At 72.6% G+C, this 14,243-nt stretch carries 11 protein-coding genes; 5 read left to right on the top strand and 6 right to left on the bottom strand.

Features of this window, described 5'->3' with window-relative positions:
• Positions 1-185: 185 nt before the first annotated feature.
• Entirely contained in the window at positions 186-1,118 is a 933-nt protein-coding gene (locus tag ACRDP3_RS21070; RefSeq protein ID WP_431518539.1) for a Ppx/GppA family phosphatase, read from the bottom strand.
• A 49-nt stretch (positions 1,119-1,167) separates the two neighbouring features.
• Here ACRDP3_RS21070 and ACRDP3_RS21065 point away from each other — a divergent pair, with 49 nt between their 5' ends.
• Positions 1,168-2,034: a hypothetical protein gene (locus ACRDP3_RS21065; protein ID WP_431518538.1), complete on the top strand. Its 867-nt coding sequence runs from the start codon at positions 1,168-1,170 to the stop codon at positions 2,032-2,034.
• Positions 2,035-2,099: 65 nt separating this feature from the next.
• Here ACRDP3_RS21065 and ACRDP3_RS21060 read toward each other — a convergent pair whose 3' ends face one another.
• Positions 2,100-3,863: a hypothetical protein gene (locus tag ACRDP3_RS21060; protein ID WP_431518537.1), complete on the bottom strand. Its 1,764-nt coding sequence runs from the start codon at positions 3,861-3,863 to the stop codon at positions 2,100-2,102.
• Between the two features lie 204 nt (positions 3,864-4,067).
• Here ACRDP3_RS21060 and radA point away from each other — a divergent pair, with 204 nt between their 5' ends.
• Positions 4,068-5,471, top strand: a complete 1,404-nt coding sequence (gene radA, locus ACRDP3_RS21055) for a DNA repair protein RadA (protein WP_431518536.1) — start codon at positions 4,068-4,070, stop codon at positions 5,469-5,471.
• A 112-nt stretch (positions 5,472-5,583) separates the two neighbouring features.
• A complete protein-coding gene (gene disA / locus ACRDP3_RS21050) occupies positions 5,584-6,708 on the top strand; it encodes a DNA integrity scanning diadenylate cyclase DisA (RefSeq protein WP_431518535.1) in 1,125 nt (374 codons plus the stop codon).
• A gap of 41 nt (positions 6,709-6,749) precedes the next feature.
• On the opposite strand, the gene ACRDP3_RS21045 is transcribed toward disA, so the two are convergent.
• The gene (locus tag ACRDP3_RS21045; protein ID WP_431518534.1) at positions 6,750-7,592 is read right to left on the bottom strand and encodes a hypothetical protein; all 843 of its coding nucleotides are present in this window, start codon (positions 7,590-7,592) and stop codon (positions 6,750-6,752) included.
• Positions 7,593-7,787: 195 nt separating this feature from the next.
• Between ACRDP3_RS21045 and ACRDP3_RS21040 the strand changes: the two genes are divergently transcribed.
• Entirely contained in the window at positions 7,788-8,741 is a 954-nt protein-coding gene (locus ACRDP3_RS21040) for an A/G-specific adenine glycosylase (protein ID WP_431518533.1), read from the top strand.
• A gap of 53 nt (positions 8,742-8,794) precedes the next feature.
• Here ACRDP3_RS21040 and ACRDP3_RS21035 read toward each other — a convergent pair whose 3' ends face one another.
• The 3 genes from ACRDP3_RS21035 to ACRDP3_RS21025 form a co-directional block, all read right to left on the bottom strand.
• Entirely contained in the window at positions 8,795-9,262 is a 468-nt protein-coding gene (locus ACRDP3_RS21035; protein ID WP_431518532.1) for a VOC family protein, read from the bottom strand.
• Between the two features lie 100 nt (positions 9,263-9,362).
• On the bottom strand, positions 9,363-9,791 hold the full coding sequence (locus ACRDP3_RS21030; protein ID WP_431518531.1) for a helix-turn-helix transcriptional regulator: 429 nt from the start codon (positions 9,789-9,791) through the stop codon (positions 9,363-9,365).
• A 261-nt stretch (positions 9,792-10,052) separates the two neighbouring features.
• On the bottom strand, positions 10,053-10,766 hold the full coding sequence (locus tag ACRDP3_RS21025) for a M23 family metallopeptidase (protein ID WP_431518530.1): 714 nt from the start codon (positions 10,764-10,766) through the stop codon (positions 10,053-10,055).
• A 616-nt stretch (positions 10,767-11,382) separates the two neighbouring features.
• On the opposite strand from ACRDP3_RS21025, the gene ACRDP3_RS21020 reads away from it, so the two are divergent.
• Complete coding sequence (locus ACRDP3_RS21020; RefSeq protein WP_431518529.1) at positions 11,383-14,028, top strand: NACHT domain-containing protein; 2,646 nt, start codon at positions 11,383-11,385, stop codon at positions 14,026-14,028.
• Positions 14,029-14,243 lie beyond the last annotated feature (215 nt).

Raw genomic sequence — 14,243 nt, 5'->3', positions numbered from 1 at the left:
GGTACGCGCACCGCAGGTTGAGCCACAGCAGACAGCCTAAGGCTCGCGCCGGGTGCGCCTGTGCGCGCCCGGCGCCAGCCCGGCCGTGGCGCGCCAGCCGGTCGCGGCGCTGGTCGCGGCACCGGCCGCAGGCTTCCGCGCGGGGTGCGTACGGGGGGCCGAGGCGCTCGTGCCCGTGAGCGATATCACCCCTTCCGCAGGTGATCGAGGCGGCGCAGGATCACGCCCTCGCGCAGCGCCCACGGGCAGATCTCCGCCCGCTGGACCCGGAGAAGGTCCATCGCCGCCTGCGCGACCAGGGCGCCCGCGAGGAGTTGGCGCGCACGGCCCTCGGAGACGCCGGGCAGCTCCGCGCGTTCCGCGGCGGGCATGGCGGCCAGCCGTGGCACCCACTCCTCCAGCGCACCGCGGCTCAACTCCCGCTCCACGTACAGGCCCTCACCGGAACGGGCCGCGCCGGCCAAGCGGGCGAGCTGCTTGAAGGTCTTGGAGGTGGCCACCACGTGATCCGGCGGGTTGAAACGGCTGAACTGGCCGACGACGCGGGCGATTTCCGCGCGGACGTGGCGGCGCAGCGCGCGTACGTCCGCGACGTCGGGCGGGTCGCCGGGCAGCCAGCTGGTGGTGAGACGGCCGGCGCCGAGGGGCAGCGAGACGGCGCGGTCGGGCTCCTCGTCCCCCCCGTACGCGATCTCCAGTGAACCGCCGCCGATGTCGAGTACGAGCAACTGCCCCGCGGACCAGCCGAACCAGCGGCGCGCGGCGAGAAAGGTGAGCCGAGCCTCGTCCTCGCCGGAGAGCACCTCCAGCTTGACGCCGGTGGCCTCGGCGACGCGGGCCAGGACGTGGTCGGCGTTGGCCGCCTCGCGCACGGCGGAGGTGGCGAACGGCAGCAGGTCCTCGACGCCCATGTCCTCGGAGATCTCCAGGGCGGTGCGGAGGGTGGCGGTGAGGCGGTCGACGCCGTCGGGGCCGATCGCACCCTCGGCGTCGAGGAGTTCGGCGAGTCTGAGTTCCGCCTTGTGCGAGTAGGCAGGGATCGGACGCGCACCGGAGTGCGCGTCGACGACGAGAAGGTGGACCGTGTTCGAGCCCACGTCGAGGACACCGAGTCTCATATGCAGCACGCTAACGGTATCGGGGGTTCGCACGGTTACGCTGTGGAGCGTGGGTAAGACGAAAGCGGCGAAGCGCAAGAAGCAGGACGAGTCGGCACGGGCCGGGCGGGCTGAAGGCCCGGGTCCGGCGGCCCCTCGTACGGAGGAGACCGGCCTGGACTTCACCCGGGCCTGGGTGGAGTTCCCCGACCCGGCCGACGCCGAACAGGTCTTCCGCTGCGACCTGACCTGGCTCACCTCGCGCTGGAACTGCGTCTTCGGGCAAGGCTGTCAGGGCATCCGCCCGGACCGGCCCACGGACGGCTGCTGCACGCTGGGCGCCCACTTCGCCGACGAGGAGGACGAGCAGCGGGTCGCCACGCATGTGGCACGGCTCACACCGGAGATCTGGCAGTTCCACGACGTGGGTACGGAGTCGGGGTGGGTACAGGAGGACGACGGCGAGCGGCAGACGCGCCGCTGGCAGGGCGCCTGCATCTTCCACAACCGTCCCGGCTTCGCCGGCGGCGAGGGCTGCGCGCTGCACACCCTCGCGCTGCGGGAGGACCGGGAGCCGCTGGAGACCAAGCCGGACGTGTGCTGGCAGCTGCCGATCCGGCGCACGTACGAGTGGGTGGAGCAGGCCGACGGCGAGCAGGTGCTGGTGGTGTCGATCGGCGAGTACGACCGGCGCGGCTGGGGTGCCGGGGGCCACGACCTGCACTGGTGGTGCACCTCGGCGCCCTCCGCGCACGGGGCGGCGAAGCCGGTGTACGAGTCCTACCGGCCCGAGCTGACCGAGCTGATGGGGGAGGCGGGCTATGAACGGCTCGCCGAGCTGTGCGACCAGCGCCTCGCCGTGGCCGCCGCTGCCACGGCCGCGAGGTACCCGTCGCTGCCGTTGCTCGCCCCGCACCCGGCCGATCCGCCCGCCTGACGGGGCCGGCGGGCCCTTCGGGGGTCGGCCGGCGCCTGTGGGGGTCGGCAGCGGGCCCGTGGGGCTCAGCTGGGCGGCGCGGAGCTGGGATCGCTGGAGGACGGCGGGTCCGAGGGCGAAGGCGTGGGGTCGGGCGGCGGAGTGGTGGGTGCGTGGGTCGGCGGCTTCGTGGGCTCCCCCGGGTTTCCCCCGCCGCCGTGGGACGGAGGGGTCGAGCCGGACCCCGTGCCCCTGATCGTGACGAGCGCGCCGGACGGCGCCACCCGGATGTGGGCCGACCAGGGGCGGGACGGCTCGCGTCCGCGGGCGACGGAGACCCGGACCGTGGCGGTCCCGCCGGGGCGCAGCACCCCGCTCGTACGGCTCATCACCAGCCACGGCGCGTCGCCGGACAACGCCCAGCGCACCGGCGAACTCCCGCTCGCCGTCAGCGTGATGAGGGTCGCGCCGCCCACGGGCCGCACGTCGACCGTGAGCCGTCCGGCGCCGGCGCCACGGCCGTTTCCACCCTTCTCGCCGTCGGTCTTGTCACCGGAGCGGCCCTCGCCGTTGCGGGAGTCGCCGTGCCCGTGGCCGTCCTTACGGTCCTGCGCGGCGTTCTCGTACGGGTTGCCCCCCAGCCCGGAGCCTTCCTCGCGCTCGGTGGCGGAGACGGCCCCGCCCTCGGACTCGCCGGTGAACGGCGCGCCACGGTAGGCGGCCCACAGCGCGAGCACCGGGGCGGCGATGACCGTGGCCACGACCGTGGTGGTGACGGCTCTGCTGCGCAGCCGTTCACGGCGCGCGCTGCGGTCCTTGACCTCCACCGGGAAGCCCGCTCTGTCGAAGCGCGGGCTGTACTGGCAGCGGGCGCGGCGCACCGCCAGCACGGCGGCCTCGACGGCGGGGCGCGGGGCTTCGAGCACGGCGAGCACCGCCGTGCCCGCCGGGGAGGTGCCCGGCCAGGGCACCCCGGCCATCGCGCGCTCCGCGGCACGGCGGCAGTCGGGGCACTCGTCGACGTGCCGCACCAGTTCGCGGCGGAGCGCCGCACCGAGCAGCACCTGGTCGTCTCCGGCGAGCCCCGCCACGGCCGGGCAGCCGCCGGACTTGACCACGGCCAGCGCGGCACGGGTGCGCTCCACCTCGCAGGCGGCATGGGAGAGCAACGTGCTCGCGGCCTCGGGGGCGAGGGAGAGCACGGCGGCGACCTCCGGCGCGGGCAGCCCGTGCCGCACGGCGAGCTCCAGTGCCTCGCGCTGCTCGGGTGTGGTGCCGGCGGCCTCCGGCCAGGCGAGCGCGGCCAGTTCGCGGCGGCGCTCGGCACGGGCCGGTTCGGAGAGGTGGGGCGCGGTGGCCGGCACCCTCCCGCGGTTGCCGTCGCGGTTGCCGTCCCGGCGGCCCAGCTCGGCGAGGCGGCGCCGGCAGACCCAGCGGGCCAAGGCGTACAACCACGGTCGGCGCAGGTCGCGTTGGGCTGGGGCACGGTCCCGGTCGAGCTGCCGCTCGGCGAGGACAAGCGTTTCACCCACGGCCGCGGCGGCGGCGTCGTGCTCGCACATGACCGACAGGCAGTACGTGAACAGGCCGTCCAGATACGGCTCGTAGCGCACCATGCCCCGCTCCTCCAGCGCGGCGGGAGCGGGCACGGCGGAGGCGGGCGCGACGGCCGGCACGGACACAGCCGGAGCGGACCCGGCCCGGCCAGCCGTTTCGGCGTCGGCGGCGGCGGCACCGGTCCTGCCCAGGACTCCGACCCCGCCGGAACGCTGGTGCTGCTTGTGCCGCCGCCCCGAGTGCGCGCGGTGTGCACCGGTGGTGTGCGTGGAATGGTCGCGCCTGCTGCTCATCACTCGGTGACGGTAGGCGCATGATGCTGCCCCGGAGGACCCAGTCGGCCGGGTTTAATCCTTACGGGTGACGATCTCCCTCGAAAGGGGAGACTGGACGTGGCAAACCGCCCAGAGACCTCACTCCCGCGTCACTCTTGTGCCCCTCACGGAGCGATCCCCGTGACGCCCCCCGTGTCAGCGGTCACGGCTACGGTGACCGTCATGGCTGCCCGTAAAGCGTCCGCCAAGGACCGCCCCTCGTACCGCTGCGCCGAATGCGGCTGGCAGACCGCCAAATGGCTCGGGCGCTGCCCCGAATGCCATGCCTGGGGAACGGTCGAGGAGCTGGGCGGCGCTCCGGCCGTACGGACGACCGCGCCGGGCCGCGTCTCGGCCGCCGCGCTCCCCATCGGCCAGGTGGACGGCACCCAGGCCACCGCGCGGAGCACCGGCGTACCGGAGCTGGACCGGGTGCTCGGCGGCGGGCTCGTACCCGGCGCCGTGGTCCTGGTCGCGGGCGAACCCGGGGTGGGGAAGTCGACGCTGCTGCTGGACGTGGCGGCGAAGGCGTCCGGCCCGTCGCATCACACCCTCTACGTGACGGGCGAGGAGTCGACCTCACAGGTGCGGCTGCGCGCCGACCGGATCGGCGCGCTGAGCGACCACCTCTACCTCGCCGCCGAGACCGACCTGTCCGCCGTACTCGGGCATCTGGACGAGGTGAAGCCCAGTCTGGTGATCATGGACTCGGTGCAGACCGTCGCCTCACCCGAACTCGACGGTGCGCCCGGCGGCGTCGCCCAGGTGCGGGAGGTGGCCGGAGCTCTCATCCGCGCCTCCAAGGAGCGCGGCATCGCCACCCTGCTCGTCGGCCACGTCACCAAGGACGGCTCGATCGCCGGGCCGCGGCTGCTGGAGCATCTCGTCGACGTCGTCCTGTACTTCGAGGGCGACCGGCACGCACGCCTGCGCCTGGTGCGCGGGGTGAAGAACCGGTACGGGACGACCGACGAGGTCGGCTGCTTCGAACTGCACGACGAGGGGATCACCGGACTCGCCGACCCCTCCGGCCTCTTCCTCACCCGGCGCGCCGAACCCGTGCCGGGCACCTGCCTGACCGTGACGCTGGAAGGGCGCCGGCCGCTGGTCGCGGAGGTGCAGGCGCTGACGGTGGACAGCCAGATCCCCTCGCCGCGCCGCACCACATCGGGTCTGGAGACCTCCCGGGTCTCGATGATGCTGGCCGTGCTGGAGCAGCGCGGCCGGATCAGTGCCCTCGGCAAGCGCGACATCTACAGCGCGACGGTCGGCGGCGTGAAGCTGTCCGAACCCGCTGCCGACCTCGCCGTCGCCCTCGCGCTGGCGAGTGCCGCCAGCGACACACCACTGCCGGAGAACCTGGTGGCCGTCGGCGAAGTGGGCCTGGCGGGCGAGGTCCGCCGGGTCACCGGCGTGCAGCGCAGACTCGCCGAGGCGGCCCGCCTCGGCTTCACCCACGCACTCGTCCCGGCCGACCCGGGGAAGATCCCCGCGGGTATGCGGGTACGCGAGGTCGCGGACATCGGCGAGGCGCTGGCGGTGCTGCCCGCCCGGACCGGAACCGCCCGCGACCGGTCGCCACAATGAGCTGGCAAGATCCCGTTACGGGCCACCGCACCGACGCAGTAGGGGGCGGCCCGCGCCGCCGGTAGACTTTGCCCCGGTCTCGCCCGTACGTACGCACGACCGAAGGAGTGCCGTGGCAGCCAACGACCGGGCAGCAGCTCCCGGCAGAGCCGGTGGGAGCTCCGGCGCCGAGGGCCTGATGCGCGCCACACTGAGCGCCGTCGCGCCTGGTACGGCCCTGCGCGACGGGCTCGAACGCGTCCTGCGCGGCAACACCGGGGGACTCATCCTGCTCGGCATGGACAGGAACGTCGAACCGCTGTGCACCGGCGGCTTCATCCTCGACGTGGACTTCACCGCGACCCGGCTGCGCGAGCTGTGCAAGCTGGACGGCGCGCTGATCATCGACCGGGACGTCACCAAGATCGTGCGTGCGGGTGTGCAGTTGGTGCCCGACGCGTCGATCCCCACGGAGGAGACGGGCACCCGGCACCGCACGGCGCAGCGGGTGTCCATCCAGACCGGATACCCCGTGGTCTCGGTCAGCCAGTCGATGCGGCTGATCGCGCTCTACGTGGACGGCCAGCGGCGGGTGCTGGAGGACTCGGCGGCGATCCTGTCCCGGGCCAATCAGGCCCTCGCCACCCTGGAGCGGTACAAGCTGCGGCTGGACGAGGTGGCCGGCACGCTCTCCGCCCTGGAGATCGAGGACCTGGTGACGGTCCGCGACGCGTCCGCCGTCGCGCAGCGGCTGGAGATGGTGCGGCGCATCGCGACCGAGATCGCGGAGTACGTCGTCGAGTTGGGGACCGACGGCCGGCTGCTCTCCCTCCAGCTGGACGAGTTGATCGCGGGTGTGGAGCCGGAACGGGAACTGGTCGCGCGGGACTACGTGCCGGAGCCGAGCGGCCGGCGCTCACGTACGGTCGGCGAAGCACTCGGCGAACTGGACCGGCTGACCCACTCCGAGCTGCTGGAACTCACCTCGGTCGCCCGCGCGTTGGGGTACAGCGGCGTCCCGGAGACGCTGGACTCGGCGGTCTCGCCGCGCGGTTTCCGGCTGCTGGCGAAGGTGCCTCGGCTGCCGGGGACCGTCATCGAGCGGCTGGTCGAGCACTTCGGCGGCCTGCAGAAGCTGCTCGCGGCGAGCGTCGACGACCTGCAGACCGTCGACGGCGTGGGCGAGGCCCGCGCCCGGTCGGTGCGCGAGGGGCTGTCGCGGCTGGCGGAGTCCAGCATCCTCGAGCGGTACGTGTAGCCCCGCTCCCTCAGCTCCTTGGACTGCTTGAGCTCCGTGAGCTATTTCAGCTCGAAGGAGGCCACGGCCTTCCTGAGGCCCTTGACCGCCACCTCGATCTCGTAGTCTCCCGGCTTCGCCGAACCCTTCGTGGGGGTACCGCAGTTGTCCGCGCTGGGCTTGCGGAACCAGGTGAAGGTGTGGGTGGACTTCCCACTGGCCGGCAGCTGGAAGAAGGCCGGCTCGGCCCCACGCTCGCAGTCCTGTGACGTCCAGAACGTACGGTCGCCGGAGTCGCTGATGGTGACGACGGTGGACGTACGGCCGAGGTCGATCTTGCAGGCGGTGCCGCGCTTGTTGGTGGCCGTGAGCTCGAACTCGGGCTTCTCGTCGGGCGCGTACTCCTTGTGCACACTGCGCAGGGACACCGTGACGTCCGATCCCTCGCAGTCGGCCAGCTGCGATCCGGCCGGTACGGCGGCGCCACCGCCGCCACCGCCACCGCCGGAACCGCCCGCCCGGCCGCCCGTTCCGCCCGCGCTGCCGCCGGGCTCCCAGCCCGAGCCACCGGAACCGCCGTCACCGGACCCGCCGTCGGACCCGCCGCCCGTGTCGCCGGAACCCCCCTCGGAGCCGCCCTCGGAAGTACCGCCGCCCGGCGGGTCGTCGCGCCCGCCGGGCGCATCGCTGATCGCCGGGCCGGAGTCCGTGGGGCCGGGGGTGATGGTGCCGGCGGGCCCGTTGCCGTCGTCGCCCTTGCCCTCGTCACGGGTGCCGCCGCCGTTGAGGCTCAGTGCCCACAGGGTCAGCAGCACCAGCACGGCGACGACGGCAAGGGCAACTGCCCTTCGGCGCCAGTAGATGGAGGAAGGGAGCGGTCCGATCGGATTACGCAGAGATCCCACGCGCAAACCTTACGAGACATCACGCGCCCCGTAGCACCGTAGCCGCCGCACGATGCGGCAACTTTTATGATGAACGTACGGCAGAGAGGTTTGGGCACCGCCGAGAGCGCCCCGCCGACCCGTCTCAACCCGCCCGCCCCGGCCTGTGCGTCGCGTTTCCCGGGCGGCTGCCGCCGTGTCAGGATCGGTTCTGCCATGACTGCGACCACCGAAACCGCACACACGCCTGAGCCCGAGCCCGGCTCGGCCCCCGCTCCCGACTCCGTCGGAGAGGCCGCCCGCGCCCTCCACTCCCCCGTCGTCGACTGGTTCACCGCGCACGCCCGTGACCTGCCCTGGCGCAGCCCCGACGCGGGGGCCTGGGGCGTCATGGTCAGCGAGTTCATGCTCCAGCAAACCCCGGTGAACCGGGTGCTGCCGGTGTACGAGCAGTGGCTCGCCCGCTGGCCGCGCCCCGCCGACCTGGCCGCCGAGTCACCCGGTGAGGCCGTACGCGCCTGGGGCCGGCTCGGCTACCCCCGGCGCGCGCTCCGCCTGCACGGCGCCGCCGCGGCCATAGCGGAACGGCACGGCGGCGACGTGCCGCGCGAACACGCCCAGTTGCTCGCCCTGCCCGGGGTCGGCGAATACACGGCGGCCGCCGTGGCCTCGTTCGCCTACGGGCAGCGGCACGCGGTCCTGGACACCAACGTGCGCCGTGTCTTCGCCCGGGCGGTGAGCGGGCGGCAGTACCCGCCGAACGCCACCACCGCCGCCGAGCGCAAGCTCGCCCGCGCGCTGCTGCCGGAGGACGAGGCGACGGCGGCGAGCTGGGCCGCGGCGACGATGGAACTGGGCGCGCTGGTCTGCACGGCACGTGCGCCCGCGTGCGGACGCTGTCCGATCGCACAGCAGTGTGCCTGGCAGCTGGCCGGCGCTCCGGAGCACGTCGGCCCGTCCCGGCGCACCCAGACCTATGCGGGTACGGACCGGCAGGTGCGCGGCAAGCTGCTCGCGGTGCTCCGCGATGCGGTGACCCCGGTGCCGCAGACCACCCTCGACCGCGTCTGGCACGAGCCGGTTCAGCGCGCCCGTGCCCTGGACGGGCTGGTGGCCGACGGCCTGGTCGAACCGCTGCCGGGCGGCGTCTACCGGCTGCCGATGAGCTGAGCCGCACGTGGGGGCCGCACGCGGGGGGCCGCACGTGGGGGCCGGAGCCGGGCTCAGCCCGCGTCGTCCGTGGCGCAGCCGTCCCAGGGCTTGCTCATGTCCAGTTCATCGGGGTTCTCCTGCTGCTGGGTGAGCGAGTACCAGTTGCCGGTCGGGTCACGGAAGATCGCCTCGGTGCCGTACGGGCGCTCCTGCGGCTCCTGGATGAACTCCACGCCCTTCGCCTTCAGCTCGGCGTAGGTCGCGTGACAGTCGTCCGTACGGAACGCGCCGGCGCCGAGCGCGCCCTTGCTGACCAGCGCCAGCAGGGCTTGGCCCGATTCCGGGTCCAGGCCCGGACCGTCCGGGCGCATCAGGGCGAACTGCACGTCCGGCTGGTCGGGCGGGCTGACGGTGACCCAGCGCGAGTCACCCATTGCCATGTCCATGCGCTCCACGAACCCGAGCGTCTCGACGAAGAACTTCTTGTCCCGCTCCTGGTCGGTGGACCAGACGGTGGTGAGGGCCAGACTCTTGATCACGACGGACTCCGGATCTGTGACGGTGCGGAAGGGGTGGCGGGAGCGGGGCGTTCGGTGAACGTGCGCCCACCCGCTCCACATCACCGTGCCAGAGCCGCGATCAGCCCGCTTCTTCGTTCTTGCGGTCCTTGAAGCCGCCGGTGAAGAGCATCGCGTAACACCCCGGGATCATCGCCGCCGCCCGGCGCCCGTGCCGCTGCCGGTACTCGCTGGGGCTGGTGCCGGTCTGCTTCTTGAAGCGGGCGGAGAAGGTGCCGAGACTGCTGAAGCCGACCAGCAGGCAGATCTCGGTCACCGTCACGTTCGCGGAGCGCAGCAGCTCCTCCGCCCGCTCGATGCGCCGCCGGCTCAGATAACGGCCCGGCGTTTCCCCGTAGGCGGCATCGAACGCCCGGACGAAGTGGTACCGCGAGTAGCCGGCGTGCGCGGCGACCGCGTCCAGGTCGAGGGCGGGATCGGCCCAGTCGCGGTCCATGGCGTCCTTGGCGAGGCGCAGCGCACGCAGCCGCGCCATGCCCGGGGTGTTCATGCGGCCAAGGCTGGCACACCGGACTGACACACCCGGTTGTCACGCCTGACCGTCACACCTTGCCGGTGCTCGCCGCGGGCCGTGCGGGCTCCGCCGGCTGTGCGGGCTGTGCGGAGCTCGGCCGCGCTGTTCACCACGCACGCGGGGACGTACACCCTGCAGAGCCTCGAGGGCGACCCCGAGGACTAGCGGAAAGCCGTCCTCGAGGTCGCCCAGGAGTTGGTGACCACGGCACACCGGGGGCATGCCTGAGGTCTGTCATCACACGTGCACGCCGTGGCCCCGCATCTCGCCGACCGGGTCCTTGCCGGAGCCGTAGTCCGGCGTGGAGCGGATCTCGAAGTGCAGGTGCGGACCGGAGGAGTTGCCGGTCGACCCCGACTTCGCGATGTCCTGGCCGGTCTTCACCTGCTGCCCGGGCTTGACCTGCAAGGAATCCAGGTGAGCGTACTGGGAGTAGGTGTTGTCGTCGTGCTTGATCACGACGGCGTTGCCGTACGAGGAACCGTCGCCCGCACCGTTCGGGCCGGCCTTGACGACGGTACCGCCGTGCACGGACTTGACCTGGGTGCCGGTCGGCACGGCGAAGTCCTGGCCAGAGTGCTTGTTCGCCCAACGGCCGCCGCTGTTGCCGAAGCCCGCGCTCAGGTCGTACGAGCCCTCCACCGGCTTGGTCCAGGAGTTGAGCTTCTTGCGCTCGGCCTCCCGGGACGCGCGCTCCTTCTCCGCGCGCTCCTGCGCCTCCTTCTTCGCGGAAGCGGCGGCCTGATGCTGCTGGTCGGCCTGATGCCGCGCGGATTCAGCCAGCTTCGACGCCGTGCCGGATGAGAAGACATCGCCCTGCCCGGTTGCCTGGGCGGCGACCGCCGAGCCCGCACCCAGGGCCACCGAGACACCGAGCCCGGCCGCTATGACGGCGGCCCTGGCACGGGTTCCGCTGATGGACTTGGCCACGTTCTTGGGGGTCTTCGACATACGGGTACTACCTCCGGAATGGCTGGGGGATCCCGAGTCATGGGACTGCGGGGGACAAAACATTGGTAACCCGTCCCATCCGGCATACCAAAGAGGGTTATTACTAAAGGCACTCGTAAGGACAAGAACTACACGAAGCACTCTTTTGGATTATTCGGACGCATCCATGCGGCCTTTCGGGGCCATCGCGCTGTCACGCCGCCCGCAGAACGTCCGGGACCTTGGTCCGCGCCTCTCCTAGCCCCGCTCGTAGACCCCGATCGGCCTGTGCGGCAGCTCACCCGGAGACACCCGTCAACGGCGTGACCGGCGGCCTTGGATGCGGTCCAGGTCACACGGGCCGGCCCTTGGCGCCCGGGCGTCCGGGCGCCGGGCACGGAGCGCTGTCGGCACTCGGCACGACCCCCGCCGCGGCCGGAGACCCCGGCCGGAGACCCGGCAGCCGACCGCGTGCCTTCCTGCGTCCGAACAGGCGTGAACCACTATGGCCCCCGCCCAACCACCCGCATAGGCTGGGCATTTGGCGCGCCAGAGCAAGACGGCCGGCACGCCCGCCCCACCCGTCGCACCGCACGTCATCAGGCACTCACAGCCCCTTCCGGGAGCCCGGACGCCCATGGAACCCGCCGTACGCCTCGCATCCACCGTCGTCGATCCGCTCATCACCGGGCTCTTCACCCCGGCCCCGCCCTCCCCGCCCGGCTCGGGGCAGCTCATCGCCGGTCTCGTCTCCTTCCGTGGCGAAAGGCCGACGCTCCACTGGGAGGAACTGCTGAGCGTGGCCGGTGAGCTTGTGCGGCAGGGGCTCACCGCCACCGGCCGGCGACTGCCCGCCGCGGAGGAGACGGGCACCGCCTCGGTCCTCGCCCGCACACTGTGGGTGATGGGCGAGCTGGACACCACCGACGCCCAGGCCGTGCGGCTCGGACCGCAGGACTACGCGCGACGGCTGCGTTCCGCCGTCCCCGGAGCGGACCGCGAACTGTCCGCCGAGGCCGCGTGGTTCCACGACAGCCTGCTGGTGACCGTCTGCCTGCACGTCCTCCACCTGCTGATTCTGCGCTCCCCCGCACTCGCCGAGCAGCTGCCCGAACGGAGCCACCGCATCGGCCAGCTCGTGGACCTCAACGACGTGGAGGCGTTGCGCGGACGGCCCGGCCCCTCGGCTCAGGACGCCGAGTTCGAGGACCGCTATCTGCGCCACGTCGCCGAGCAGTACAGCCGGGTCACCATCTACGGCATCGACCTGCCCAACCCCAACACCCCCGACAACTGGTCACTGGACGCGACCTACCTCAGCCTCGCCGCGGAGTTCGGCTCCGGCGGCACCGCTCCGGACGCCGCGGCCGCCGACGGCCGGGGACGCGGAGAGGACCAGGGGCCGGGACGGGACGCGGGAGAGGACGCGGGAACGGACGAGCAGCCCGTCATGTCCGCGGACCGGGCGCTGGGCGGGCACGAACGGGTACTGCTGCGCGGGGTCGCGGGCTCCGGCAAGACCACCCTCATCCAGTGGCTGGCCGTTTCCACGGCGCGCGACGCGCTGCCCCACGAACTGGGGCCCCTGCGCGGCCGTGTCCCCTTCGTGCTGCCCGTCCGCCGCTTCGCGCGCGAGGGATTTCCCGCTCCCGACGACTTCCTCGCGGCCGTACGCCATCCGCTCGCGGACGAGGCGCCCGAGGGCTGGGTCGTCCGCGTACTGGCCGAGGAACGGGCGCTGTTGCTCGTCGACGGGATCGATGAGGCGCCCGAACCGCAACGGATCGCGGTCCGCGACCAGTTGCGCCGGCTGCTGCGGATCTACTCCGGCAACCGCTGCCTCGTCACCTCCCGCCCGCCCGCCGTGGACGCGGACTGGCTCGCCGAGGAGGGCTTCAACGAGCTCAACCTCGCCCCCATGAACCGCGACCAGGTCGCCGCCTTCATCACGGCCTGGCACACCGCGGCCCGTACGGACGAGGGCAAGGACCACGCCCGCCTGGACGAGTACCGGGACCGGCTGCTGCGGTCCATACCGCTCTACCGTGAGCTGCGCGTGCTGGCCACCAACCCGCTGATGTGCGGACTGATCTGCGCACTGAACCGGGACCGGTCCGGGTCGCTGCCCAACGGCCGCAAGGAGCTGTACGAGGCGGCGATGGAGATGCTCCTCCAGCGCCGGGACCCGGAGCGCCGGGTGCTCTACGCGGACGCCGTCGACCTGCAGCGTTCACCGCGCGAGCGGCTGCTGCGCAAGCTCGCCCACCGCATGCTGGTCGACGAGCGCCCCGTACTCGACCACGCGACCGCCCTGGGCGAGATCGAGCGGCACGCGCCGGCGATACCGGCCACAGCGGGGCAGGGCGGGCCGGAAGAGATCTTCGGCCATCTGCTGCTGCGTACCGGGCTGCTGCGCGAACAGGCCGACAGGTCGGTGGAGTTCGTGCACCGCACCGTGCAGGACTACCTGGCGGCGAAGGAGGCGGTGGAGCAGGGCGACTTCGCGCTCCTCCTCGCGCACGCGCACGAAGCGGACTGGGAGGAGGTGATCCGGATGGCGGTGGCGCACGCCCGCCCCGGCGAGTGCGCCACGCTGCTGCAGGGGCTGCTGGCCCCGGGCAGGATCGGAATGCAGCGCAACCGGCGGCGGCTGCTGGCAGCGGCGTGCCTGGAGCACGTCACCGAACTGGACCCGGAGATCCACGCCCGTATCCGCCGCGAGACGCGCAACATGGTGCGGCCCGCCACCGTCGCCGCCGCCCGCGGGCTGGGCTGGGTGGGGCCGATCGTGCTGGAGATGCTGCCCGACCCCGCGACGGTCCCGGACGACGAGGCGTACCGGCTCGCGGTCACGGTGACCAGGATCGACGACGACGCCGCCGTGGACTATCTGGCGCGGCTGCGGGACCGTTCGTCACTGCCGCTGCGCGCCGAACTGGCACGCGGCTGGCGCAACTTCGAGACCGAGCGGTACGCCACAGAGGTCATCGCACACCTGGAATCGGAGGGTCTCTACTTTCCGGTCTCGGACCGGGTCGAGCTGGCGGCGCTGCGGAAGCTGGGCGGCCGGGAACGGGTGCAGATCGTGGGCCACTTCACGCCGGGTGAACTGGTGGACGGGCTGGCGCACGACCAGCTGACGCATCTGTGGCTCGCCTACGACCTGGGTGCGGGCATGGAGATGGAATGGCTCAGCGCCTTCCCGTCCCTGACCACGCTGCGGGTGAACCCGCGGCTGCCCCGGGTCAGCGGCGTGCCGGAGGGGGTCCGCATCCTCGCGTAGCGAGCAACGGCAGGGCCTCGCGTAGCGAGCAACAGCCGGGCCGGGACCGGCCGGCCCCGGCGACAGCACGCAGAAGTCCCCCGCCACCGGCGGATTCTCGGGGTCCTCGCAACACCTGACGGCCTACGTGGTCGTCAGTAGATCACGCAGGCGCTCGGCTGGGGTTTTCCAGCCGAGCGTTTTGCGTGGTCGGCCGTTGAGTTGCTGGGCGACAT

The organism is Streptomyces sp. (genome assembly GCF_050698815.1).
GTDB lineage: Bacteria > Actinomycetota > Actinomycetes > Streptomycetales > Streptomycetaceae > Streptomyces.
The sequence above is the reverse complement of the archived record's forward strand: the minus strand, read 5'-3'. Positions and strand labels throughout refer to the sequence as shown.

Coding starts and splice junctions, on each gene's coding strand:
- ACRDP3_RS21070 (WP_431518539.1), bottom strand. CDS start 1,118: ATGAGACTCGGTGTCCTCGACGTGGGCTCGAACACGGTCCACCTTCTC.
- ACRDP3_RS21060 (WP_431518537.1), bottom strand. CDS start 3,863: ATGAGCAGCAGGCGCGACCATTCCACGCACACCACCGGTGCACACCGC.
- radA (WP_431518536.1), top strand. CDS start 4,068: ATGGCTGCCCGTAAAGCGTCCGCCAAGGACCGCCCCTCGTACCGCTGC.
- ACRDP3_RS21040 (WP_431518533.1), top strand. CDS start 7,788: ATGACTGCGACCACCGAAACCGCACACACGCCTGAGCCCGAGCCCGGC.
- ACRDP3_RS21030 (WP_431518531.1), bottom strand. CDS start 9,791: ATGAACACCCCGGGCATGGCGCGGCTGCGTGCGCTGCGCCTCGCCAAG.
- ACRDP3_RS21025 (WP_431518530.1), bottom strand. CDS start 10,766: ATGTCGAAGACCCCCAAGAACGTGGCCAAGTCCATCAGCGGAACCCGT.
- ACRDP3_RS21020 (WP_431518529.1), top strand. CDS start 11,383: ATGGAACCCGCCGTACGCCTCGCATCCACCGTCGTCGATCCGCTCATC.